The organism is Paenibacillus rigui (assembly GCF_002234615.1).
GTDB classification, from domain to species: domain Bacteria; phylum Bacillota; class Bacilli; order Paenibacillales; family NBRC-103111; genus Paenibacillus_S; species Paenibacillus_S rigui.
Window position 1 is genome coordinate 145,166 of sequence record NZ_NMQW01000023.1, and the last position, 23,612, is coordinate 168,777.

At 50.9% G+C, this 23,612-nt stretch carries 23 protein-coding genes; 19 read left to right on the forward strand and 4 right to left on the reverse strand.

Features of this window, described 5'->3' with window-relative positions:
• Nucleotides 1-236: 236 nt before the first annotated feature.
• Entirely contained in the window at nucleotides 237-1,127 is an 891-nt protein-coding gene (locus CF651_RS16480; protein ID WP_094015957.1) for an NmrA/HSCARG family protein, read from the reverse strand.
• A gap of 175 nt (nucleotides 1,128-1,302) precedes the next feature.
• Between CF651_RS16480 and CF651_RS16485 the strand changes: the two genes are divergently transcribed.
• The 3 genes from CF651_RS16485 to CF651_RS16495 all read left to right on the forward strand — a co-directional run bounded on the left by CF651_RS16485 (nucleotide 1,303) and on the right by CF651_RS16495 (nucleotide 2,988).
• Nucleotides 1,303-1,674: a winged helix-turn-helix transcriptional regulator gene (locus tag CF651_RS16485; RefSeq protein ID WP_094015958.1), complete on the forward strand. Its 372-nt coding sequence runs from the start codon at nucleotides 1,303-1,305 to the stop codon at nucleotides 1,672-1,674.
• 266 nt (nucleotides 1,675-1,940) lie between these two features.
• Nucleotides 1,941-2,606: a pectate lyase gene (locus tag CF651_RS16490; RefSeq protein ID WP_094015959.1), complete on the forward strand. Its 666-nt coding sequence runs from the start codon at nucleotides 1,941-1,943 to the stop codon at nucleotides 2,604-2,606.
• A gap of 1 nt (nucleotide 2,607) precedes the next feature.
• The gene (locus tag CF651_RS16495) at nucleotides 2,608-2,988 is read left to right on the forward strand and encodes a VOC family protein (RefSeq protein ID WP_094015960.1); all 381 of its coding nucleotides are present in this window, start codon (nucleotides 2,608-2,610) and stop codon (nucleotides 2,986-2,988) included.
• An 89-nt stretch (nucleotides 2,989-3,077) separates the two neighbouring features.
• Here CF651_RS16495 and CF651_RS16500 read toward each other — a convergent pair whose 3' ends face one another.
• The 3 genes from CF651_RS16500 to CF651_RS16510 all read right to left on the reverse strand — a co-directional run bounded on the left by CF651_RS16500 (nucleotide 3,078) and on the right by CF651_RS16510 (nucleotide 7,201).
• Nucleotides 3,078-3,362, reverse strand: a complete 285-nt coding sequence (locus CF651_RS16500) for a hypothetical protein (protein ID WP_094015961.1) — start codon at nucleotides 3,360-3,362, stop codon at nucleotides 3,078-3,080.
• A 192-nt stretch (nucleotides 3,363-3,554) separates the two neighbouring features.
• Nucleotides 3,555-6,317, reverse strand: a complete 2,763-nt coding sequence (locus CF651_RS16505) for a right-handed parallel beta-helix repeat-containing protein (RefSeq protein ID WP_144029063.1) — start codon at nucleotides 6,315-6,317, stop codon at nucleotides 3,555-3,557.
• Between the two features lie 29 nt (nucleotides 6,318-6,346).
• A complete protein-coding gene (locus CF651_RS16510; RefSeq protein ID WP_094015963.1) occupies nucleotides 6,347-7,201 on the reverse strand; it encodes a fibronectin type III domain-containing protein in 855 nt (284 codons plus the stop codon).
• A 306-nt stretch (nucleotides 7,202-7,507) separates the two neighbouring features.
• Between CF651_RS16510 and CF651_RS16515 the strand changes: the two genes are divergently transcribed.
• The 16 genes from CF651_RS16515 to CF651_RS16590 all read left to right on the forward strand — a co-directional run bounded on the left by CF651_RS16515 (nucleotide 7,508) and on the right by CF651_RS16590 (nucleotide 23,445).
• Nucleotides 7,508-8,272 (forward strand): YveK family protein, encoded by a 765-nt coding sequence (locus CF651_RS16515; protein ID WP_094015964.1) that lies wholly within the window; start codon nucleotides 7,508-7,510, stop codon nucleotides 8,270-8,272.
• Nucleotides 8,250-8,915 carry a CpsD/CapB family tyrosine-protein kinase gene (locus tag CF651_RS16520; RefSeq protein ID WP_094015965.1) on the forward strand — a complete coding sequence of 222 codons (666 nt, stop codon included), beginning with the start codon at nucleotides 8,250-8,252 and terminating at the stop codon, nucleotides 8,913-8,915. Before CF651_RS16515 ends, CF651_RS16520 begins: the two co-directional genes overlap by 23 nt.
• Nucleotides 8,916-8,978: 63 nt before the next feature.
• Complete coding sequence (locus CF651_RS16525) at nucleotides 8,979-10,262, forward strand: efflux RND transporter periplasmic adaptor subunit (protein ID WP_094015966.1); 1,284 nt, start codon at nucleotides 8,979-8,981, stop codon at nucleotides 10,260-10,262.
• A gap of 17 nt (nucleotides 10,263-10,279) precedes the next feature.
• On the forward strand, nucleotides 10,280-11,989 hold the full coding sequence (locus CF651_RS16530; RefSeq protein ID WP_144029064.1) for a hypothetical protein: 1,710 nt from the start codon (nucleotides 10,280-10,282) through the stop codon (nucleotides 11,987-11,989).
• Between the two features lie 204 nt (nucleotides 11,990-12,193).
• Nucleotides 12,194-12,985, forward strand: a complete 792-nt coding sequence (locus CF651_RS16540; protein WP_245855957.1) for a hypothetical protein — start codon at nucleotides 12,194-12,196, stop codon at nucleotides 12,983-12,985.
• Nucleotides 12,985-13,251: a PqqD family protein gene (locus CF651_RS16545; protein WP_094015970.1), complete on the forward strand. Its 267-nt coding sequence runs from the start codon at nucleotides 12,985-12,987 to the stop codon at nucleotides 13,249-13,251. Before CF651_RS16540 ends, CF651_RS16545 begins: the two co-directional genes overlap by 1 nt.
• The gene (locus CF651_RS16550) at nucleotides 13,241-13,693 is read left to right on the forward strand and encodes a signal peptidase I (RefSeq protein ID WP_094015971.1); all 453 of its coding nucleotides are present in this window, start codon (nucleotides 13,241-13,243) and stop codon (nucleotides 13,691-13,693) included. Before CF651_RS16545 ends, CF651_RS16550 begins: the two co-directional genes overlap by 11 nt.
• On the forward strand, nucleotides 13,690-15,471 hold the full coding sequence (locus CF651_RS16555) for an ABC transporter ATP-binding protein (RefSeq protein ID WP_245855958.1): 1,782 nt from the start codon (nucleotides 13,690-13,692) through the stop codon (nucleotides 15,469-15,471). The genes CF651_RS16550 and CF651_RS16555 overlap by 4 nt, the downstream gene beginning before the upstream one ends.
• On the forward strand, nucleotides 15,440-16,489 hold the full coding sequence (locus tag CF651_RS16560; protein WP_179232844.1) for a nucleotidyltransferase family protein: 1,050 nt from the start codon (nucleotides 15,440-15,442) through the stop codon (nucleotides 16,487-16,489). Before CF651_RS16555 ends, CF651_RS16560 begins: the two co-directional genes overlap by 32 nt.
• 134 nt (nucleotides 16,490-16,623) lie before the next feature.
• Nucleotides 16,624-18,564: a lasso peptide isopeptide bond-forming cyclase gene (locus CF651_RS16565; protein WP_094015974.1), complete on the forward strand. Its 1,941-nt coding sequence runs from the start codon at nucleotides 16,624-16,626 to the stop codon at nucleotides 18,562-18,564.
• Nucleotides 18,565-18,580: 16 nt separating this feature from the next.
• Nucleotides 18,581-18,718, forward strand: coding sequence for a paeninodin family lasso peptide (locus CF651_RS31965; RefSeq protein WP_179232845.1), 138 nt, complete (start codon nucleotides 18,581-18,583; stop codon nucleotides 18,716-18,718).
• Nucleotides 18,719-18,816: 98 nt separating this feature from the next.
• Nucleotides 18,817-19,749, forward strand: a complete 933-nt coding sequence (locus CF651_RS16570) for a phosphoenolpyruvate carboxykinase (ATP) (protein WP_094015975.1) — start codon at nucleotides 18,817-18,819, stop codon at nucleotides 19,747-19,749.
• Entirely contained in the window at nucleotides 19,750-20,043 is a 294-nt protein-coding gene (locus CF651_RS16575) for a lasso peptide biosynthesis PqqD family chaperone (protein ID WP_094015976.1), read from the forward strand. It abuts the gene before it with no gap.
• 25 nt (nucleotides 20,044-20,068) lie between these two features.
• A complete protein-coding gene (locus tag CF651_RS16580) occupies nucleotides 20,069-20,479 on the forward strand; it encodes a lasso peptide biosynthesis B2 protein (protein WP_425436282.1) in 411 nt (136 codons plus the stop codon).
• 21 nt (nucleotides 20,480-20,500) lie between these two features.
• A complete protein-coding gene (locus CF651_RS16585; RefSeq protein ID WP_094015978.1) occupies nucleotides 20,501-21,706 on the forward strand; it encodes a nucleotidyltransferase domain-containing protein in 1,206 nt (401 codons plus the stop codon).
• Nucleotides 21,703-23,445, forward strand: a complete 1,743-nt coding sequence (locus tag CF651_RS16590) for an ABC transporter ATP-binding protein (RefSeq protein WP_094015979.1) — start codon at nucleotides 21,703-21,705, stop codon at nucleotides 23,443-23,445. The genes CF651_RS16585 and CF651_RS16590 overlap by 4 nt, the downstream gene beginning before the upstream one ends.
• Nucleotides 23,446-23,612 lie beyond the last annotated feature (167 nt).

Sequence of the window (23,612 nt, forward strand, 5' to 3'; positions counted from 1 at the left end):
GCCGTAGCTTTTTCAGTGGCCTCTCCTATGAAGGAGGCTTTTTTTGGGTTGAGGAGGTGCCACCGCAGTTTAGCTGTAAGCGTCAAAAGCTGCACACATATTGGGATTCAAATAACGGCGAACGATAGTTCAGCAATCTAGGGAGCAGTTTGCCACCGCGGCAACTGCTCCCTTTGTCGTTCCTTTTGATGGAAGCCATCGCGGTCTTCGAATGCCAGATCTGTTAACTAACAATCTCATGCACGCTCTTTCAGAAACAATGCCTCAAACTTCGCTTTTCCTTGCTTTTCCACCCAGGTATTGAAATCTGTAAGTTCGGGGAAAGCCTTGCGCACAACAGAAATATCGACCTCGTGGCCTTCTTCGTTTAGCCATTGAAACACGCCGGCCAAGATTTCGTTATGCTGGCGCAATGCTTCCAGCGGAACCTGAACGTAAGGAATGGTTCGGTTGGTTATACGGCCTATGGCCTCGGCAATCTGCAAGGGTGTTAACTTGTCGCCAGTAATTTCGACCGTTTTACCTAAATAATTGTCTGGGTTTTTAAATGCTAACGCGACGAAAGCGCCGATATCGTCCACAGCTACGAGTGGGATCACTCCATCCGGCTTGAAGGGTTGTGTGATTGTTCCGTTCTGCACGCCGGCTGTCATCGGGTCTGAGAAGTTCTCCATGAAGGTAGCGGGACGCAATATGGTAGCCGGCAAATCGAGTGAAAGAATGTACTGCTCAATATCCCATTTCTGCATATCGCGATATCGGGATTGCGCATCTGCACCGCCAACCGATGTATAAACGAAGTGCTGAATGTTCGCCTTTAGGGCAGCGTCCGCTACGGCCTTCCCAATACGTCTTTCATCGGCGTTGGATTCGAGAGTAGGGTTCCAGCTCGACGCCTGAACACTGAATACGCCATAAACCCCCTGCATAGCGGCATCGAGCGAGGCAAGATCGTTCATGTCACCTAAAAAAAGCTCGGCTCCCAATTGGGACAGTTTCAGGGCCTTATCGCTTGATAAATCACGAACAAATGCACGAACCTTCCAACCATCGGCGATTAAATGCCTAACGGCAGCACCTCCCTGTTGTCCGGTTGCTCCCGAAACCAATATCTTTTTATTACTCATATCCCGATGCTCCTCTCTAAGCTTTATAAGACCTTCTCTGCTGAAGCTAAACCATGGCAGTTAAATAAGTCTTGTTGTTATTTTAAAATACTAACTATATAATTAAAAGTAGACACATTATTTTTATATAAATTCATAAAGTAGACTTCCTATATTTTAGTAAGGAGTGATTTCTGTGGATGTACGCAAAGGGGACGAACTATGCCTCATCTCTATTCGGGAAGCTTTGGAGGTTGTCCGCGGAAAATGGTCTTTTTTGGTGCTTTCCTTACTTAGTCTGGGTCCGCAACGATTTAATCAAATGCGAAGAAATTTAGAGAACATCAGCATCAAGTCCTTGACGGATGTCCTGCGCCATTTGGAGCAGCATAAAGTCATCAATCGCCAGGTAATTCCTACCGTACCTGTAACCGTTGAGTATTCGCTAACAGATAAAGGACAGGAGTATATTCCTGTGCTTCGGCAAATGCGCACATGGGGCGAAAACTGGGGGGAACATCCGCAGCTTGTCGATGGTCGCGAATATCGTTGTTGTACAAATAGGTAAGCACCTATTCCCTTCCCCCTACGTGCAAGCGTGTGGGTTTAGACGCGAAAGGACCGTCATAATTCCCTGACGGTTATCGCATTTTTCCTGACAAGAGGATGTGGTTTAAAATTCAATAAATGGTAATCTTTATATCATTTTGTGCCGCATCTGAACAAATGATTATTTCGGTAACCTCTGAGGTCTGCTAAGTTAATTGCAGATGCAGCGAAGGTGCACATTCGCCCGCATTCTCAATTTCGACTTAAAAGGAGAAGATCCATCCCATGAAAAAAATGTTAAGTCTGGCTTTATCTTTAGGACTTGTTTCCTCCTTGTTCGCAGCTCTGCCGGCGCAAGCGGCAACGACAGTAAGCACGACGATCGTTGTGCCGGCAGGAACGACCTATGACGGGAAAGGCCAAACTTTTGTTGCGAATGCGAGCACGTTAGGTGACGGCGGCCAAGGGGAAAATCAGAAGCCGGTCTTTAAGCTGGAGGCAGGTGCTACATTGAAGAATGTGATCCTCGGGGCTCCCGCTGCCGATGGGGTGCACTGTTACGGGAATTGCACCATATCCAATGTGACGTGGCAGGATGTCGGTGAGGATGCATTGACGTTAAAGTCCCCCGGTACGGTGAACATTACGGGCGGAGGAGCTTACAAGGCTTATGATAAAGTGTTTCAAATGAATGCTGCGGGTACGATTAATATTAAAAATTTCAAAGCCAACGATATCGGCAAGCTGGTTCGTCAAAATGGCGGTACTACATTCCAGGTCAATATGACGGTAGACAGCAGTGACATTTCCGATGTGAAGGACTCCATTCTTAGAACGGACAGCAGCGTCAGCCAAGGGAAAATTACGAATACCCGGTATCACAACGTACCGACGCTGTTCAAGGGCTTTTCTTCCGGTAAAACAAGCCAATCGGGCAACACGCAGTATTAAAATAGGAAGGCATTGGGGCCGGCGTAATAGCCGGCTCTTTTTTAGCTGCAGAGAAGCCATCGACTACTATCAAGGGGTGCTTGGCGGCGAAATCCGCGTGCTGAACGAGCATGGAGGAAATTTGATGCATGCCGAGCTGCATGTTGGCGGCAGCAAGCTGCATTTTGCCGATTCGATGGGCAGACCCGTTCGCGATGAAGGGGACAACGTGAGAATTATTTTGGACCTGGAAACCGAGGAGGAAATGACCCGCATATTCGAGGCGTTAAGTGAGGAAGGCACCGTGACGGTGGAGCTGCAGGATACTTTTTTTGGTGCTCTGCACGGTCAGATCGTGGATAAGCACAATGTCGGCTGGGTCATGAACCATTTCCGCTCCTAGCCGTCGGCCATACAAAAATAACGAAGGCAGGGAAAAGGCCAACCACGGTTGGCACTTCTCCCTGCCTTTATGTTGTAATCATGCACCGCCTAGTTGCAGAACCATTTTTTCCAAATGTCATAGGATTCTTCAGGCGGACAATCCTTTTTATATTTATTGTACCAGTCTTCAAAGTCTCGTTCCTTGTCCCGACGGTTTCGATCGCCATCATTATAATAGGATCCGCTGCTTGTTGAAAAATAGGACAAAAACTGATTCCAGCTGCTGTATTGATTTGTCGATGAATAGCTGCCTGTTGAGGCAAAGGCAGTGGCAGGGAGGGCGATTACACTAAGCAGCAGGGCAAGACAAACAATCTTTTTAAACTTGGGCATGTACCATGACCTCCTTCGCTTAAAATGAAAGGGGATGTAATAAATAGTCAATTTGTCTTAGTTCTCTATTAAGAATCATACATCATATTTAGTCATTTGAGAACGGGGTAGCCCTAAGTTTCTTAAATAAAATAAGGAATGTAAACGCAAACAAGCAGACTGCCTGTATATAAGCAGCCTGCTTGGGGGGCATTAGGAGCTAATAGGTCCAAAAGCCTTGAAGACGGCTAAAAGTCCCAGTTCCTTCCATGTTATGCTGTTGTCGGTTACGGAGGCGCCTGATGCTGTGGGAAATGCCGGGGAGGCCGTACCGGAAATGCCTGCGGTCATCGCTTCGTATACGTGTCCCATTGCATTGATCCTGTTTCCTTTGTCATAGCTCTTGGATGCAGCCCAAGCCAGGGTGCTGGCATAGCCTCCGGTGGTGCAGATCCATCCCGCATAGCCTCCCGGTACCGGCGCTGTATTGTAAATGATCTGGCCTAACGCCCAGGTGCCGCTTGTCGGCGGGGCACTCATGCGGTTGTCCGTCAGGCGTGTGTTCAGATCGATATTTTCGATCAGCTGAACAGCGGTGCTTACGTCTACCGCAGTTTGGTTGAATATATTTTTGACGAGGATCACGGATTTCTCATACGTTAACCAGCGCAGGCTGATGGAGCTGTTCTCCATGTAGCTATGGGCTACGGTCGACAAGGTAGGGCTCTCCGCCTTGTAGATGATCGCATTCAAAAAGGTACCGTTGCTTAAATAAGCTGCACCGAGATTCACTTGCACGCCCTGGAACAGCCCGCTGTCCACGTTGACCCTGGAGTAGACGGAGCTGGCGCCCAGATTGATGTCGCCGCCTGCGGCCCGCGTTTTGATGCGCATCGCCTTGAGATTGCTGATGCTGCTGCTCTCGAAGTTAGCCGTACTTTCTATTAAAGTAATGCTTTCAAGGACATTCGGTCTCCCTACATACGCCGCAGGCGGCTTGACGGACAGGGAGCTGTTTTTCACCATTATATTGTTGAGAACGCCGCCCGTCATAAGCAGATGAAAGCCTGAGCCTGCGTCATAGCTGTTATTATCCTTCCAATCCCGTTCCACCGTCACATTGGAAATATAGCATCGCCCGTAGTTGTATCTGCCGATACTGAATCCCGTTACCCCGGCATCGGTAATGACGACAGGGGTTCCGCCTTTCGTTTCGGACACCTGAAAGCCGGTTGATGTGATATTGACGGTATAGTAGAGCTTGTCGACGCTAATTCCGGAGGGGACCTTCCCGTACCATTGCTCGAAGCTGATCTGGGCACCGTTCCCCATCCCGTGGGCGGCGCTATAAGTAAAGGTTCCGGATGCGACATCTACCGCGGCGGGGGCTCCGAAATAACCGTAAATGCTCGATCCGTTAAATAAACCGTCTTTAATTTGGACATTCTCGATAAAAGCTCCCTGTACATTGGACAAATTCAAATTAGCCGAATTGAAAATCGCACCGTTGACGACATTGTTTCCGGAAACAACGAGCTGGCACCCGATAAACGTATTATGGATATATTGGATATACCATTGATTAGGGTACGAGCTGATGCCCCCCACGTTGTAGCCCTCGAACGTATTGTTCTGCAATGTAACCAGGGTCCCATCCGCATTGACGAAATGTCCTTTGGCATTATGGTGGATGTAGTTGTTGCAAATCGCAATACGATAGTTCGTTTCCAGCCCGTCGCGATTCAAATATATGCTTTTGTAGGGGATATTGCCCTCGCTCACCATGGATTCCACGTCAATTCCGAACATCGGGGCGGTGCCGTTGCGGAAATCGCTTGTCAGGCTATCCTCCATATACCCGATGTGATGGATGGTGTTGTTAAAGACATATACATCGTTCGATCCGCAAAGCGAGATGCCCTGCCTTCTGCAGTGGTGCAGGTCGCAGCCGTGAATATAAATATGCTGGCCCATTTCCTCCTGCGTATATTGTGAAGGATCATCGTAATAGACGCCAATTCCCGTCAAAATCGCGTCGCCTGTACAATCCAGGATCTCCATGTCCGCTATTTCGATATAGTTGGAGCTGAGAATGCCTATACCCAGCCCGCTTTCATGCGTATAGTAGGCGTTGTCCACCTTGGCGCTGATGCCCGCAATCTGTGCGTCGGTCAAAGGGGAGCTTGTGATATCTATCGTAAAAATCATTTTATTCGCCTTGTCGATCGTGTCGAACCAGCCTCTGCCCGAAGGGACGGCCGGGGCAAAGCCGCCGTTATCCCGGAAGTTGACGAACGATTCTTTGGACACGGTATCCTTATATTGATAGAAGCTGTAGGTTGTATTCGTTATGCCGTTGATGGACCACAGCCTGAAGGTGGATAGCAGCCCCGTGTTCGCATAGCGGTCTATCACCTGACTGCGAATAAACTGCGGATTGTCATTCAGAGACCCGTCCGCATTGACGCCGCCCCTGACGAATTTCACAGCCATTTCGTATTGATGGAATGCCTTGTCTCCGATCATTTTGCCTCCGGATACTTTGGCATACCGGATGCCCTTCATCTCTATCATGCGATAGTTGGGGAAGGAGTTTCCGGCCAGCTGAAGTATGCAGTCATGGTGCATTTCGAAATGCATGCCGCTCGGCATATAAATGGCGGTACCGTTCGGATCAACCTGGATAAGATAGGTTCCGCCGCGCAGGACGACATGGTTATATCCGGCGGACTTTGCCCAAACCAAAGCATCGTTGATCCCGCGGGTCGTGGTTTCGGCATCGGTCCCGTTATTTTGGATCCCCCAGCGGTCCAGCTCTATGGCATAAGAAACAGGGGAGCCTATACCGGCCTCCAGCTCGGAGAGCTTGGCAGTTAACGTCTTCTCAGGATCGGTAAACACAGCTTCGGCAACTGTAATCGGATACATATATTCCTGATTATTGTTTTTCAGCTTCTTGATTTTACCTATCATCATTCCCACCTCCTGCATGCTCGCGTGAAAGATTACTGACTGACCCAGGTTCCCCCCTTTAACGTAGCTGTATTATTGCTGCCGCTTTGGTCCGGGACAGCCGTTCCGCTGAACGGCTTGGTGAAATCGTAGGAAGCCGTGAGGGTTCCGCCCAGTGAGAACTTTACGCTGTAGAGGAGCCCCTTCATTGGAATTTGGCCGAGCTGGTTTGCGAAGATAAGGACAGGGGCTTTGCCGGCATTGGGAAGAGCGAGCTGGACAACGGTGCGCTGATTTTTCGGAACGATCACCGTGGACCCAGCGGACCCGGTCTGGTTTACACCATCAACCGTTACACTCTTCCATGCCGCCTGCAGCACATCGAACCCCGAGCTGTTCCTGAGGAAAAGGGAATTGGGGATTCCTCTGGATGCGTCCACATAGGCGTTGAAGGCCCCTGCCTTTTGTTCTGCCATGAAATCGAGGGTTACCGTATCGAAGGGAAGCGTCGGGGTGAGGATATAGTCGCTTGTCCCGTTCATGGAAAGAGCATAGGCCAGCTTGACCGTAGTCACCGTAATACTCACTCCGCTTGCCGTATTACCTGCCGCATTTCGTGTCTTGACCGTAAAGGTATACGTCGATTCTTCCGTTAGCCCTGTTACTTGATAGGCTGTGCCTGCAGTTGTGCCGATCAGATTCGGGCCGTTCATGATATCGTACCCGGCGACATCCGCTGAAGTGCTTGCCGTCCAGGACAAATAGACTGTGGTTGCGCGAATATCCGATACTGTCAGGCTGGTCACATTGTTAGGCAATACCGTATTAATAACCGTAACAGGCTCCCCGCCAACCCAATCCTCAGAGTAAACGATGTACGCTGCCAAGCTGCTTTCGTCTGCTGCCATACCGTCCTCCCCTTTCTTTGAAATTCGGTGAATCAAGGTCCGTTGATATCTAGCTGCTGCCTTTATAGGCTAAGAGATTTACTTGATATATACTATGAATGCCCGGTTGAATTGGTGAATTAGCTGAAATGGAAACACTTTGTGAGCTATGATACAATATGGATCATTTTTCGAAAAACTGTGTTGACATGATACAAAAAGTGTCATAAAGTAAGAATATCGAATGATACAGTTAGTATCATTTTGGGGCTCGAGACATTGTCAAGCAGGAAGAATACCCCGGATCGGGGCTTTGTGGAGGGAAGCATGGAAATCAATTTGAAAGAGTATTTGATGATCATAAAGAAGCGATTGTGGCTCATTGTGGCCTGGGTTCTGCTGTGCACCACGCTGACCGCCATTTACAGCTCGCTCAATTATCAGCCGATTTATACGGCATCGACCAAGCTGATCGTCAACAAAACGAGCGACAAGGACCCGATGGGAAAAGAACAAATCGATTACGGGGCCATCGGCGTCAATCTCGCCTTGATCAACACGTACAAGGAAATTATTAAGACGCCTGCCATTATGGATAAGGTGGTGCAGCGGTACCCGGATTTGAATTTATCCGCTGAACAGCTGATTGCGATTACGAATGTTTCCGATTTGCATGAAACTCAAGTGATGACCATTGTCGCATCCCACTACTCTTACGAAAAAGCCGTCAAAGCAGCCAATGCGGTCTCCGACGTGTTCCAAACCGAAATCCCCAAGATTATGAAGGTCGATAATGTAACGATTCTGAATCGGGCCAAGATGCAGGAGCACCCGGTTCCGATTAACAAAAAGTCGAACCAGTACATTATTCTGAGCTTTGTCGGGTCGCTTGTGGTAGCGATCGGCGCTATTCTGATGCTGGATGCAATGGACGATACGCTGAAGAAGGAAGCGGATATCCGCGCGCTGTTCGAAACCTCGATGCTGGCATCCATCCCCAAGATCAGAGAGAAAGAGCTGAGACAAGAAAAACGGAACATAGCCCGAAGAAAGGCAGGCGAAGCCCCTTATGCCAAAACCGTCCGCGAATAGCGCGATTATTATGCAGATGAATCCGAACTCGCCGGTTTCAGAAGCCTACCGTTCTTTGCGATTTAATATCGAGTCCTCAGCCAGCGGTCAGGATATTAAGACCATAGCGATTACTTCTGCACGCAAGGGAGAGGGGAAGACGACAACGGCCTTGAACCTGGCGACAGCCTTCGCGCAAATCGGCAAAAAAGTGCTGCTGATCGATGCGGATCTCAGGCAGCCCGGCATTCATTTGACATTCGGCATGGAGAACAGCCGGGGACTCTCAAGCTTTCTTACCGGCCAAAGCACGGTGGGTGAAATCATTCGAGATTCCTATGTGGACAATCTGTCTCTGATGATGGCCGGACCTGTTCCTGCCCAGCCGACGGAGCTGTTGGCCTCGAAGCAGATGACGGCGCTGCTGGCGGAGCTGCGCGAAAGCTACGATATGATTTTTATCGATACGCCTTCGGTGCTGGCCTTAACGGATGGCAAAATTTTGGCTGCCCAATGCGATGGGATTCTGCTTGTGATCGAATACGGCAAATTGAAACGAAATGTAGCGAAAAAAGTCAAAGAGGACCTGCTGCTCGCCAAAACGAAGCTGATGGGGGTTGTGCTGAACAAAGTCAGCTATCAGGATGCGGAAGCCTATTTATAGCCTGAATTCATTTTCATTTCATAGATACATCAAAAAGCCGTAAGGAGAGAAGGTTTATAGCGAATGAGAAGAAAAAGGTTAAAACAGTATCGGCGTAATGCAAGAACCATCTGCATGCTGGCACTCAGCTTTGCTATTATCGCAGGCTGCTCGGATACGATTCCCATCAGCTCAACGAATACCCCGGCAGGACAGGAGCAGGCTCTCAAGAGCGTGAAGGTCATCAAGGTAGCGAAGCAAAAAATCGGCGATCCGGTAGAGCATGCAGGGGATGTCCAATCCTCCATACAGTTTGATGTGGTAGCCAAGGCTGCAGGCGATATTGAAAGTATCCTGAAAGCCCGCGGGGATTTGGTGCAGGAAGGGGAAGTCATTGTCAGACTGAATTCAAGCGAAGCAAAATTTCAGCGGGACAAGGCGAATCTTGCGGTTGAAACAGCGCAAAGCGCGATCAGCAAGGCGAAGGAGCGGGCGAGAAAAGATTTGGAGAACCAGAAGCGGGAGCTTGCCCTTTCCATCGACAAATTAGAGCAGAGTCTGGTTGATTTGACCAAAAGCTACAATAAGGCTAAAAATGACTATGAAGTCGGACTGGCTACCAAGGCTCAGGTATATCAGGCGGAGGTCCAGCTGAGAAGTACGCGGTTCGATCTGGAGCAGATGAAGCAAAAGAAAAATACGCTGGTGGTGGACGACTCCGCAGCGGATTTGGAAACACAGCTGAAAAATGCGCAAATTTCGCTGCTGCAGCTTGAACAATCCATGAGCTATCTTGAAGTCAAGGCACCGGTTAGCGGTATTTTGACAGAGCTGCCTCTGGAAGTCGGCATGACACTGCAAACCGGGGCAAAGCTTGGGGTGATCCAGAAGGTGGATCCGATCCGGATTAAAGCTTTCTTGAACACCGATGAGGCGAAATTTGTCAGTAACAAGACAGAGCTAAGCTATTACATAACCGGAACGTCACAGAAAGCGAAGGGAAAGGTCAGCTTCCTCTCGAAGGTCATTGATCCGGAGACAAAAGCTTACGAACTGAATCTGGAAATTCCGAATAAGGATATGGCATTAAAGCCGGGTATGAAAGCCGTCATGCAATTGACGGACGAGCAAGAGCAGATCGTCGTGGCCGTCCCCACCTACAGTATGGTCAAAGAAGGGGATGATTCCTACGTATTCGTCCTGAATGGAGATGTGGTGGAGAAAAGGAAGATTCAGCCCGGCCGGTTAAACGATTCGATCCAGGAGGTGGTCAGCGGCTTAAAAGAAGGAGAGCTGATTGTCACCAATCCGGGACCGTTGAAGGATAAAGAGAAGGTTCAGCATTCGGCTGCGGAAGAGCAAAAATGAAAATGGAGTGAAATCAATTGAGAATGAAATGGAAGCAAGTCTTGGTCGTCCTCACCCTAATCGCCTCCTTGTTCATCCCGGCGACACTCTTCCAGGCAACGGCAAAGGAAGTGCCTGCCGTTACGGATTACTACCTCACGAATTCTGTGAAGGTTGCCGTGAAAAGCGTCTTGAACGAACAAATTCCGGAAGGAACCCGTATCGGAGCCGTCGTTCGATTAACGAATGAGGGGCCCCGGCTGACACGTGTCCCCGATGTTGAGGTCCGTGCCAAAACCGAAGAGGGGATTGAATATAAGCTTGTATCCAGTCAGGCGAATCCGGTCGCTATCCAGCCCAAAGAAACGGTTGAGCTCAGCTACATGATTGTCGTGGATCGGCAGGATGCCTTCTCCTTGTCCGAGCTGACTTGGGTCGACGTGGATGAATATGCTTCTCCCAAGACGGAGAAATCGATCTTATCCATCCCCGTAGCCTCCTTAGAATGGAGAGGGGAAAACGCGGTTATCTCAAATCCTGAAGCCATAAAGCAATGGGGCGAGACCTTTACGATATCGGCATTATCGACCGCACTTGAATACAAGCCGGTCAGCTTCAATGAGCAGAATACACCCAAAGGCTCACAGACAATTCTGGAGCTGCTTGTCGACAACAAAACGGATCAGAAAAAAAAGATTCCCGACTTTCGGATGAACGTCAGATCGGATACAAGAGTGTTCAACGGCCAGAGGCTGGAGAAGGATCCGATCGTGCTTGAGCCTGCCGAAAAGCGTTACATTCACTACGTATTTCCTGCAGGAAGCAAGGATGCGCTGAAGAGCCTGATGATTTTGACGCCGGAAAGCTTCTCTGTTGATGACAAGACCCAGATTGATTTTGCGATCGGACAGCTTGCCATTATGCTTCCGGCGGACAGCAGCCAGTGGAACAAGGCAAGCGCCGCTCCTGCTTACGATTGGAACAAGGTCATCGAATTCGATCCGTTGAATAAAGTAATTCCGTCTCAGGTGGGCGTTTCCTTAGTGTCGCTGCAGCTGCATGAGGGCGTAGGCGGGGGCTTCAAAGCCGCTGTAGCCAAATTCAAGCTGCAAAACCGCAGTGATAACCCGATTGCCTTGCCCCAATTTCAGGCCCAGCTGATCGACAAGAACGGAAGCAAGTACATGGGGGTGCGGCAGACGACTGCCGTGGAAGCCTTGGTCCCGAACATCAGCTATGTCATCTACTATACGTTTGTCATGCCGAGCACCGAGAAGGGCGATCAGCTGACGATGGAAATGCTCGATACGACCTCGGTCGCTCCGTACAATCTGGCGATTGCCAAATTTCAAACAACGATTCAAGCTGATAAAGCGCAGGATGGCGTGCTCAACTTTTATCCGTTTCAAGTGAAGGTCAACAGCTGGAAAGTGGAAGTGTATATGGGCTCGATGAGAGAGGCGCTTCCTTACTCTTATAAATTGATTCTCGATCTGGATATCCAGCTTCAGGATGGCGCGGTTGTGGATCAAAGCTTTCCGAAGATGAAAGCGGAACTGGTCGATGCCCAAGGCAGAGTCATTGGATCCAAGGCATTATCTTTCACGAACGAGAATAAGCTGGTAACCGGTTCACAAACGATCAGCCTGGACTCCATTCTATTCGAGTTCGCGGATACGCTTCGTCTTTATGAAACGGTAGACACCCCATTCGGTCAGGCCGAACGGTTAATTGCGACGATACATTAACAAATTCGATTGCGGGAGGCGGATTATGGAAACCGGCAAGCAGACGATAAGGAAAAAGTATTCTTCACCTCAAATTCTTAGTCATCAGCCGATTCGATTCGAAACGGCGCAAAGCTGGAACAGGGGGAAGGGGAATAAAGATCATCCAGGGCACGGAAACGGCGGTATTCATTACCCTCTTGATCCCAGACCTTCCAAAAACAAATGATGCCGATCTATACGACGATAGGCGAGCATCTGGTTGAATTCACGAGCTCGAGTGACCGGATGCTGGCCATGCTAGCGGTTCATTTTCCATGTCATGTCCCGGCGGAGCCCTTAGGTAAAGCCCCTGATCTTGTCATTCATATCGAGGCGGGATACGGTGTATCCTTCGTCGATGATGAGGTTACCATTACGGAAGAGCCGGGCCGCATTCGGTTCCGCAGGGCAGACTATTTGCTCGTCACGGATGAAGCATATCGCGAGGCCCGAATATTCGTCTTTGATGAGCTGGCTTTGAAGCATGCTCTAATGAATTTGTACAGCGCCTATATCGTTCATCACGGTTGGGGGCTGCTGCTTCATTCGTCCTGTGTCATTGCGGATGGCAGGGCGCATCTGTTCGCTGGTCCGAGCGGTGCCGGTAAATCGACGGTGGCTAAGCTTTCGCATCCGAGGGAGCTTCTCTCCGATGAGGCGGCGCTGGTCAAAATTACACCGGGCCATATGACGGTGTTTAATTCCCCCTTCCGCAGCGAGCTGGCGGCAACAGGCAGGGAGCAGAGCAGTACGTTGGCAAGCGTTCATCTGCTGTACCAGGCGCACAGCAATCGAAGGATCGGTCTGAGCAAATCGGAAGGACTGCTCCAGCTGCTGGATAAAATCTTTTATTGGGCCCACAGCCCGGAAGAAACGCGCAAGGTGCTGCACGCCGTGCATGTGCTGGCCGGCACGGTGCCGATCTATGAGCTGCATTTTCAGCAGAACAACACATTTTGGGAGTTGATTTCCTGATGACCCAATACGTATGGCGAAATCAGTACGAGACCGTCGAATTGGACGGGGAGTGGATTATCCTCAATACCGATAGCTTTACCGTTACGAAATTGAATGATCTCGGGGGCTTTTGCTGGACATTGCTTCAGTCCGCCCAGACGCTGCCGGCGCTGCTCCAGGCAGTGCACGAGCAGTATGAGGCTGTAAGTCCGACAGCGGAACAAGAGCTCGAATCGTTCGTTACCGATTTAATGCAAAGAGGGCTATTGAAATATGCGGTTTAGTAAGGATACGATGCTGCTTCTATACAACGCGATTGATAAGCACGGAAGTATCGATCTTCCCGCTCACGGCCATAGCATGTTTCCCCTCATCAACGAAGGGGAGATCTGCCGGTTCGAAAGCTGCGACGGCTCTTTGCTGAAGAAAGGGGATATTGCCCTGTTCCATTCCTGGAACGGACAATTGGTCGCGCACCGCTTTTACCGCCATGAAACGATTCGGCAGCGCCCCTGTCTCGTGTTCAAAGGAGATACGAATTGGGGACCCGACGAGCCGGTCGTTCAGGAGCAGCTTATCGGGAAGCTGGTACGCATACAAAAAAGAAATACGATTGTCCATGTAACCGACGGGATGGTTAAACTATGGAGCAAGATTATCGTTTCGTTTCCCTTCTTGTCCTTGCTCTTGAAGCTATGCGTAATCCCCAGAAGGTTCCACTATTGAACAAGCGCCGCAGGAAGCACCGCCCGTTTGCTTTCCTATACCCTGCTATGGCCAGGCAATGGAAAGCTTACCTGGGGCTTTTGCTCGGTATGCTGGCCGACGTCGCCTTAACGTTTGCGTTCGCCTGGTTTCTCGGGAACATGACGGACGCCGCCGTAGCAGGCGACTGGAATCAAATGAAATCCTTGCTGCCGCTTGGCGCAGGGTTGATTGTCGTAAGCATTGCGGCTGCCTATGGCCAGGAGTATATGGATACGGCAGCGGTGGAAGGCGTGAAGAAGGAGTTCAAATCGCGGCTGCACCGGCATATCATGCTTCTTCCGGTAGACAGCTTTGCGAAGCAGCCCTCGGGCCAGCTGTTGTCCCACTTTACGCATGACATCGACAATATGGACGGTGTTCTCGGATCGAGCCTCATGCGGTTGATTAAACTCCCTTTGGTCACAGCCGGTATATTCATCTATTTGCTCCGGATCAGCTGGGAATTATGTGTTCTGGCGATCGTTCTGGCGCCTCTGGCCGTACTGGCGGGAGGCCTCTTCGGGTGGCTTTTGCGCCGCAACGGCCGGAGCATTCACCAGCTTGCCGGTCAGACCAGCAGCCTGCTCAGTGAAACGATGTGGGGCTTCCTCGTCATTCGGTCGTTCGCTGTGGAAGGTTGGTTTCACCGCAAATACGAGAGCCAGAATCAGGAGCGGTACCGCCTGGAATTAAAGGATGCGAAGCTTCGCGGGTGGTTTCATGCGGGAGGGGATGCGCTGGGGACGGTTGTTTTTGTAGGCAGTCTTTGCGCAGGCGCGTATTTTGTCCTGGACAATCGCTTGTCGGTAGGGTCCTTGTTAACCTTCGTGAATCTTACGAATCATTTGATCTATCCGCTGACAGGCTTTGCCGGTTTGTGGGCAGGTATGCAGAGATCGCTCTCCGCAGTGGAAAGGCTGTCGCAATGTCTGGAAATGCCGATCGTATCCGATACCTTCCACGAGAATCGAGTTCCGAAGCCGCTGGAGCAAGAGATTGAATTCCGGAGCATGACGTTCGGTTACGAGGGGGAGAGGAACGTATTCGAAGGGCTGCAGCTTCGCATTCCGGCAGGGAAAATGACGGCGATCGTCGGGCCCAGCGGGGCAGGCAAGAGCACGCTGTTCAGCCTGCTGCAAGGGTTTTACAAGCCGCATGAGGGCTCCATCCTTATCGACGGGCGCAGCATCCAGGAGTTGTCCCCTTCACAATTCAGAAGCTTATTCGCGTATGTTTCTCAAGAGACCTTTCTGTTTAGCGGCTCGATTCGCGACAATCTATTGCTGGCACGGCCAGGCATGACGGAAATGGAGATGATGCGGGCGGCCGCAGCGGCCCATATCCATGCTTTCGTGATGTCTTTGCCTGAGGGATACGATACCCTCATCGGCGAAAGAGGGCTAAGCTTATCCGGAGGTCAGAGACAACGCCTCGCCATAGCCCGAGCCCTATTGAAGGATGCGCCGATCCTGCTTCTTGATGAGGCGACCTCGGCAGTGGACAGTGTGACGGAGCAGCAATTGAAAGAAGCCTTGGCACGGATAATGAAGCATCGCACGACGCTGGTGATTGCCCACCGGCTGTCCACAATCCAGCATGCGGACCGGATTATCGTCATGGATCAGGGAAAGATCGTGCAGTCAGGACGGCACGAGGAACTCATGAAGCAAGAAGGCTTGTATCGCAAATTATATCGCATGCAATCACAGGGAGGAGAGGCAGCCGGTGATCCGTACTTTGATACACGCATTGTATGACCCCGGCGGGCGGCTGCCGGAAGAGACGGAGGTGTATGAGCACGCACTGCGGGATGCGGATTGTACGGCGGTGTCTCCGACGGTCTATTATTTATTGAAGCAGCGGGGATTGCTGGAGCAGGTCCCTCCCTTTTTTGCCGAACGAATGAAGCAGAGCTTTGACGATACCGTGTGCCGCAATGTATTTATCAAACATCAACTGATGCAGCTGCTAGCGCTATTTGAGCGTATGCACATTCCAGTCATTCCCCTGAAGGGAACACGGCTTGCGGAGCGCTATTTCGGCCATATCGGCGCGAGGGCTACGACGGATATCGATCTGCTCGTACGCAAACACGATTTGAATCAAGCGTTGCAGTGCGTGCAAGCCCAGGGCTACACGATGGGGCAGCGGCCAAACCGCTCCCATTTTCACTGGAGTCTCAGCAAGCGGCTACCGCATGGAGACATTCCGCTGACCGTCGAGCTGCATTGGGGCCTGTTGAGGGAGAAGACGTCCGCTATCGATATGGATGAATTTTGGGAACAAGCTGTTCCCATGGATCCGTTCAAGCATGTGCTGGAGCTGTCGGACTACCATACGTTCTATCATGTTTGTCTTCATGGCTGGAGCCATAAGCTGGATTCCCTTAAATATTATATGGATATTCTGCAGGTGATCTCTGTCTCCAAAGGGGAGATAGCTCATGCCCGGTTCCTAAAGGATACGGCAGCACACCAAACCTCAAGAAGAGTAGCCCGCACATTGGCGGAGGTTTTCCACTATTTTCCGCATTCGGCGGACCTGTACCGGTTTCCGTCGGGGAGAAGGATCCGCTCGCCTTGGCTGAATCGGGTTCATTACGAATTGTTAGATTTTGATTCGGTGAAGCATATGGCGGCTTCTGTATCCGCTGCCGGGATGGCTGTTCTAAGCAAAATAAATTCCCATTCTTTTGGGACAAAAAAGCTGCAGGAAGTAGTTGACACTGAAACCAGAAGATGCTATTCTGAAAATGTTCTTAATAAAGAACAATAAACGGTGTTTAAACTAAATTTTAGCACTGAATGAAGATTTAATTCGTCGAAATTGAGGTTGTGTACCAAAAATGTTCTCTATCGAGAATAAATAATCCCCTATTATCGCTTATCATGCTGCAGTTGGAGGAAATCATGAGCGCCATAACCGGATTGTATCCATTGAATCAAGAGCCCCTACAGGTGGAGCATGGCCATAAGTTGATGCTAGGGTTACAGCATTATCCCTGTGACGATGTTCGCGTATGGTATACCGACAGCATATTCCTCGGCTGCCATGCCCAACATATCACACCCGAATCGGTGCACGAGCAGCTGCCAGGCTATGATTCGGAGAGACAGCTGGCGATTACAGCGGACGCGATGATAGACAACCGTGCGGAGCTGTTCCGGCTGCTGCAAATAGAGCACGGTCGAGCTAAGGAAATGACAGACAGCGAGCTCATCTTGCTGGCTTATGATAAATGGGATACGAATGCACCGAAGTATCTGATCGGCGACTTTGCCTTTATGATTTGGGACGAGAGAAAACGGCGGCTGTTCGGAGCCAGAGACTTTTCCGGAAGCCGGACGCTCTATTATACCCGCAATCGCGAGCGGTTTGCCTTCTGCACCGTGATCGAACCGCTCTTGTCCTTGCCTCAGGCGAGCAGGAAGCTGAACGAGCAATGGCTTGCCCAATATTTGGCCATATCGGCGATGGTGGATGTGGTAGACGTTCATTCGACCGTATACGCGGATGTGGAGCAGCTGCCGCCCTCTCACAGTGTGGTCGTCTCGGATAGCGGCATCGAGCTATCAAGATATTGCACGATTACCCGCGGCGAACGCTTGAAACTGAAGTCGAATGAGGAATACGTCGAAGCGTTTCAGGACGTGTTTCAACAAGCGGTAACCTCGCGCTTGCGTACGCACCGCCAGGTGGGAGCGCAGCTGAGCGGAGGGCTCGATTCCGGCTCCATCGTGAGCTTTGCGGCCCGGGCGCTGCGAAACGACAACAGACCGCTTCACACGTTCAGTCACGTGCCTTCAGCGGGCTTCAAGGACTTCACCTCCAAACGGTTTATGGCGGATGAGAGTCCGTTCATACGATCCACGGTACAGCATGTGGGCGGCATTAAGGATCACTATTTGCAATTCGAAGATAACAATTCATTTACCGAAATTGACAGCTTTCTCCATATGATGGAAATGCCCTACAAGTTCTTCGAGAACTCCTTCTGGCTGCGGGGCATCTTCGAGAAGGCGCGTGATCACGGAGTCGGCGTGCTGCTTAACGGAGGCAGAGGAAATCTTACGATATCCTGGGGCTCGGCCATTGATTATTACGCGACGCTGCTCAAGCGAATGAAATGGGTTCGGCTGAAGCAGGAGCTTCACCAGTACAGCCATAATGTGGGCGGGAGCCGGCTGCGCAATTTGCCGCTCATAGCGAGAACCGCCTTTCCGGTCCTGGATCGTCTATTTCCGGTCGGCCAATCGTATCAGTTTCCCGTCATCATCAATCCGGAATTCGCCAAAAGAACCGAAGTGTTCGACAAGCTGAGGGCGCATGGGATGGATGAGTCCGGCTGGTATGCGAGCTCCAATGCGTACGATTTAAGAAAAAAGCACTTTGAGGAGCTGTTTCACTGGAATGCGAGCAACACGCTGGCGACCAAGATGTCCTTGCGGTTCGGATTGTGGAAGCGCGACCCGACCAATGATTTGCGTGTCATCCGGTTCTGCCTGTCCGTTCCGGAGGAGCAGTACGTTCAGAACGGGCTGGACCGGGCACTCATCCGAAGATCAACCGAGAGGCTGCTGCCGGATCAGGTCCGATTGAATCAAAAGGTGCAGGGAGTGCAGGGTGCCGACTGGGTTCATCGGATGATGCCTTACTGGAGGACGTTTCGCGAGGAGCTGGAGCAGCTGAGCCAGGACGAGAGAACGCTGCAGTTCCTCGATGGCCGGGTGCTGAGGAAGGCGCTTGCGAAGGTGAATGACGGTGTCACCCCGGAGCTAGCAGTCGACCCGGACTACAAGGTACTCATGCGCAGCTTGATCGTACATCGCTTTATGAAAAAAGTAACTTGAAGGGAGGTGAATATGGATGAAAAAAGAATGGAAAAAACCTGCATTGGAAGTGCTGGAAGTGAACCAAACGATGGCTTCCACTACAAACGGTCCTTTCACGGACGAAGCTTACATTCCAGGACAATGGTCCGCTAATCCGCGTTTTACGAGCTAGTCCTGTCTGCAAGCCTTGAGTGTGGTTAGAGCCCTTATACGCCAATTGAGTATAAGGGCTCTAAGCATAACCACCGATATCAATTTGGAGTGATTGTCATGATAGAAATCAAGAACAAGGTCGTATACAAAGCTTTCGGATTGCACATCTCAAGTGACATCGCGTTACCGGAGCTGCCGGCAATCCAGCCGCTGGCTCAGAAGTCGGACGTCGATATCGAGTCGGAGCCTCATGCGCCATTCCGATTCGAGCTGGAGGCCATCCCTTACAAGCACGTTGTCGAAGGCAATGCGGTCATGGTCTATATTCCGGACACCGCTTATTTTCGTATCAGCGAGGGAAACCGGATTACGGTTGCCTCGGTTCCCGGAGCCGACGAGGATTTGATTCGTCTTTACATCCTTGGCACTTGTATGGGCGCGCTGCTGATGCAGAGAAGAATGATGCCGCTGCATGGGAGCGCCATCGCAATTGATGGCAAAGCCTATGCTTTTGTCGGAGAGTCGGGAGCAGGGAAATCGACATTAGCCTCCGCTTTTCTGAATCAGGGGTACCCATTACTGAGTGATGACCTTATTGCCGTATCCCTGTCGGAGCAGGATGGCACCGCTTATGTTACGCCTGCTTTTCCACAGCAAAAGCTATGGGAGGACAGTCTGCATCAGCTCGGCAGGTCAACCGACCCGTATCGCTCGATTTACGGCAGAGAGACCAAGTTCAGTGTCCCGGTCACCTCCAATTATTTCGCGGAGCCGCTCCCGCTTGCCGGCGTCTTCGAATTGGTCAAAACAGAAGAAGAGCGGATTGATCTTCGGCCCATACCTAAGCTGGACCGTCTGCAGACTTTGTACTGCCACACATTCCGTCAATTTCTTATCCCCCGTCTTGGCTTAATGGAATGGCATTTCCAAATTTCCGCAGCGCTCATCCAACAGATTCGCATGTACCAATTGCGCAGGCCTGCCGCCGGCTTTACCGCCCCGCAGCTCATATCGCGGTTGTTAGATTCTTTATCCACGGAGGAATCCTAAATGATGACCAATAAAACCGTTTCACTCAAGGAAAGTTACGTTCAGGCCAAAGGAAATATCGTTAGCGACATGGGCGGGGAGAAGGTCATGCTAAGCGTCCATAATGGAAAGTACTACAATCTCGGCGAAGTCGGCGGGACAATTTGGGATTGCCTTGCCGTGCCCGCATCGGTTCAAGAGGTGGTATCGGCATTGATGTCGGAATACCAGGTGGAGCAAGGGGAATGCGAGCAGCAGGTGGTTTCGTTTATGGAGCACCTATTGGAGGAAAAGCTCATTGGGATTCATTCATAAGCTGAGAACCTTCGTTTCATTGGATATGAAAACTATGCTTCTGTTCATAGAAGCTTTTGGCTATTTGGCCTGGGGCCGCGTGCTGATTTCGGTACCCTTCGCCAAGGTTGCACCCTCGTTGGGGGCTGCGATGCAGGAAACCTCGGAGGCAAGATATGAACCGGACATAGCTGTTTTAACTCGTGTGCACGATGCAATTCGAATTGCAAGCCGGCATACACCCTGGGACAGCAAATGTCTGGTCAGAGCCATTGCCGCTTTGAAAATGCTGGAAAGGCGTCAGATCGAAAGCACGTTATATTTAGGAATAGCGAGGGATGATTCCAGACAAATGATTGCTCATGCCTGGCTCCGCAGCGGTCCGTTCTATATTACAGGCGCGGAAGAGATGAGCCGGTTTGAGGTCGTCGGAACATTCGCAAAACATGTAAAGTAAATCATAATGAAGGTGAATAAAATGGATACGACATGGGAACTGGATAGGTCGTCGATTCCTAAGGAATTAACGTTACTGCTTTCGTTACTGAGGACAGATCCGGAACCCGATCTGTTCGCCAAGTACAGGGATGAGCTGAGCGGCATGAACTGGGATGTATTCCTTCAGCTCGCCTTTCATCACCGCGTATATCCTGCGCTGCATACGAATCTGCACAGGCGCCAAATCGCCTGGATTCCCCTGCAGGTGAAGCTCCAGCTTCAGCAGCAGTACCAGCGCAACACGTTCGAGATGCTGCATCTCACATCCGAAATGGAATTCGTCAGCCGCGTATTGTCGGAGGTGAGCATCCGTTCCTTGATGCTGAAGGGTCCGGTGCTGGCAGCCGATTTGTATGGGGATCTCTCCCTGCGCACCTGCGGGGATTTGGATATTCTGGTGCCGATGCAGGACTTGGAGAAGACTGAGGAGCTGCTCAGGAAGCTGGGCTATGTGAAGGATGAGTACATTCAGACCGTGTTAAACGATTGGAAATGGAGACACCACCACGTTACCTTTTTTCATTTTCAAAAAAGAATCAAAATCGAGGTTCACTGGAGGCTGGGGCCCGGACCAGGGAAGGAACCCGGCTTTGAATCGTTGTGGGAGCGGAAAAGGACGAGTTCGATTACCCCTAATCCTGTCTACTACTTGGGGAGAGAGGATTTATTTCTGTTTTTGGTCTCACACGGCGCGCGCCACGGCTGGTCCCGTCTGCGCTGGCTGACGGACATCGATCAATTGGCAAGGCAAGAAGCGCTGCAGCCGGTGAAGCTGATTCCACTGCTGAAGCAGAACCGGCATCTTCATCTGGCATCGCAAGCTTTGGTGCTGTCCTCGCAGCTGCTGGGGACTCCGCTTTCCGGGCCGCTGGAGGGGGTTGCCGCAGGCCACCGCGGTAAAAGTCTGGCACAAGAGGCTCTGTTTTATTTGCGGGAGATGATTAATTTGCACAGCGAGCCGCTGCCGGAGCCTGTGTCAAGGTACCATAAGCGGCATTTGTTTTCTCTGATGTCACTTCACCACAAAGTGCTGTTTATTATGAACTTCTTCTATCCTTACCCTGAAGATGCCGAAACGTTGAAGCTGCCTAAATCGGTGCACTTTCTTTATTTTCCTCTCCGTCCCTTGCTGTGGGCTTGGCGAAAGACGAAGAAGCTGGCCGTATCCCAAGGGGGGACTTCATGAAACCGATTCTGTATTTTACCCGGCAAATGCATCGCTTCGCGGGCAAAATTTTATATTTCAATCTTGCAGGCATGATGCTGATCAGCTTCCTTGACGGACTGGGCATGCTCTTGCTTGTTCCTTTGCTCGGCATCAGCGGAATATTGAACGGAAGCGCGGGATGGTTGTCGCAGCTCGGCCTGTTTGCGTTCCTGAAGGAGCTGCCGAAGCCGGCGGCCTTGCTTCTGATTTTGGGCACCTACCTGCTGCTGATCATCGGTCAAAGCTGGATTCAGCGCAGCTTAACGCTTCGGGATATTCGGCTGCATACCGGCTTTATTAATCATGTGCGGCTGGAGACGAACCGGGCGATGCTTCAGGCCAACTGGCAATTTTTTCTCCGCAAACGGAAGTCGGACCTGATCAATGCCTTGACGGAGGAATTGGGACGGGTGACGAATGGAACGTATTTATTTTTACAATTTAGCGCCTCGCTTGTGTTTACGATCATTCAAGTAGGCATCGCTTTTTGGCTGTCCACCCCGTTAACTTTGTTCGTGCTTGGCTGTGGGCTAATCATCTCCTTCTTCTCCCGTCAGTTTATCCGCAAATCCAGAGAGCTGGGCCAGCAAACCTCGGATCTCGCCCGGAGCTATATCGGAGGCATGACGGATCAATTCAATGGGATTAAGGATATCAAGAGCAATATGCTGGAGAACTCCCGCATTCGCTGGCTGGAGCATTGGTCCCACACCATCGGGTTGGAAAGGCTCGAGCATACGAAGGTTAGAACGAACTCCCAGCTGTACTACAAAATCTCGTCATCGCTGATCATTGCAGCCTTTATTTACGTTGCGGCCACACAGTTCAGCATGCAAAGCGAGCAGCTGCTGCTGATTATCCTCATCTTCTCCAGGTTATGGCCGCGCTTTACAGGCATTCAGTCGAATCTGGAACAAATTGCGGCTTCCGCACCTGCCTTCCATTCCTTAATGGAGCTGCAGAAGGAATGCCGGGAAGCCAGAGAGGTTGACGATGAGCGTGCAGACATGAAGCAGGTCAATCCCATTCGTGTGGAGCAAGGCATCGAATGCCGCGATCTCAGCTTCCGGTACCATCGTGGTGAACCGCTGTATGCGCTCCAGCACGTGAATCTCTACATTCGTCCCAGAGAAATGACAGCCATTGTCGGTCCCTCAGGCGCCGGTAAAAGCACCTTGATCGATATCCTCATGGGTCTGCTGCAGCCGGAAAGCGGGCAGGTACTTATCGACGGCGTTCCGCTTACCGGACACAATCTATTAGCCTTCCGGAAGGCGATAGGCTATGTGCCCCAGGATCCGTTATTGTTTAACGGCAGCATCAGGGATAACCTGATGATGATGCAGCCGGACGCAACGGACGAGGAGCTGCAGGAGGCACTGGAATTCGCAGCGGCCGCGCAATTCGTCGGCAGATTGCCGCAAGGCTTGGACACGATGATCGGAGACAGAGGCGTCAGGCTGTCGGGAGGCGAACGTCAGAGGCTGGTGTTGGCGAGGGCTATTCTGAGAAAGCCGTCAATCCTTGTGCTCGACGAGGCCACAAGCGCCTTGGACATGGACAACGAGACGCTGATCCAGGAAGCGCTGGACCGTTTGAAAGGGAAAATGACGCTGATCGTTATCGCGCACCGTCCTTCGACAATCCGAAATGCGGATCAGGTCATTACGTTGGATCACGGGAAGCTGGTGCAGGCGCACTCCACCTTGGTTGTGTAAAAGATTCGTGAACCTTGTCAAACTTTACGTTCTCTTTTAAGTACATTTTTCATTGACATGTTCTTTATAAAGAATTATTATGAAATTAGCGGCAAGGTACCGATTGGGCAAAGGCTTTGAAACCAAATAAGTGTTACGTTGATGCCTTAATGTTCTTTATAGAGAAT

Bases quoted from the DNA above. Each gene is read 5' to 3' on its own strand.
- CF651_RS31965 (WP_179232845.1), top strand. From the start codon at position 18,581: ATGAAAAAAGAATGGAAAAAACCTGCATTGGAAGTGCTGGAAGTGAAC.
- CF651_RS16520 (WP_094015965.1), top strand. From the start codon at position 8,250: ATGCCAAAACCGTCCGCGAATAGCGCGATTATTATGCAGATGAATCCG.
- CF651_RS16570 (WP_094015975.1), top strand. From the start codon at position 18,817: ATGATAGAAATCAAGAACAAGGTCGTATACAAAGCTTTCGGATTGCAC.
- CF651_RS16590 (WP_094015979.1), top strand. From the start codon at position 21,703: ATGAAACCGATTCTGTATTTTACCCGGCAAATGCATCGCTTCGCGGGC.
- CF651_RS16550 (WP_094015971.1), top strand. From the start codon at position 13,241: ATGCGGTTTAGTAAGGATACGATGCTGCTTCTATACAACGCGATTGAT.
- CF651_RS16525 (WP_094015966.1), top strand. From the start codon at position 8,979: ATGAGAAGAAAAAGGTTAAAACAGTATCGGCGTAATGCAAGAACCATC.
- CF651_RS16565 (WP_094015974.1), top strand. From the start codon at position 16,624: ATGAGCGCCATAACCGGATTGTATCCATTGAATCAAGAGCCCCTACAG.
- CF651_RS16500 (WP_094015961.1), bottom strand. From the start codon at position 3,362: ATGCCCAAGTTTAAAAAGATTGTTTGTCTTGCCCTGCTGCTTAGTGTA.
- CF651_RS16515 (WP_094015964.1), top strand. From the start codon at position 7,508: ATGGAAATCAATTTGAAAGAGTATTTGATGATCATAAAGAAGCGATTG.
- CF651_RS16540 (WP_245855957.1), top strand. From the start codon at position 12,194: ATGATGCCGATCTATACGACGATAGGCGAGCATCTGGTTGAATTCACG.
- CF651_RS16505 (WP_144029063.1), bottom strand. From the start codon at position 6,317: ATGATGATAGGTAAAATCAAGAAGCTGAAAAACAATAATCAGGAATAT.
- CF651_RS16580 (WP_425436282.1), top strand. From the start codon at position 20,069: ATGAAAACTATGCTTCTGTTCATAGAAGCTTTTGGCTATTTGGCCTGG.
- CF651_RS16585 (WP_094015978.1), top strand. From the start codon at position 20,501: ATGGATACGACATGGGAACTGGATAGGTCGTCGATTCCTAAGGAATTA.
- CF651_RS16575 (WP_094015976.1), top strand. From the start codon at position 19,750: ATGATGACCAATAAAACCGTTTCACTCAAGGAAAGTTACGTTCAGGCC.
- CF651_RS16545 (WP_094015970.1), top strand. From the start codon at position 12,985: ATGACCCAATACGTATGGCGAAATCAGTACGAGACCGTCGAATTGGAC.
- CF651_RS16510 (WP_094015963.1), bottom strand. From the start codon at position 7,201: ATGGCAGCAGACGAAAGCAGCTTGGCAGCGTACATCGTTTACTCTGAG.
- CF651_RS16480 (WP_094015957.1), bottom strand. From the start codon at position 1,127: ATGAGTAATAAAAAGATATTGGTTTCGGGAGCAACCGGACAACAGGGA.
- CF651_RS16490 (WP_094015959.1), top strand. From the start codon at position 1,941: ATGAAAAAAATGTTAAGTCTGGCTTTATCTTTAGGACTTGTTTCCTCC.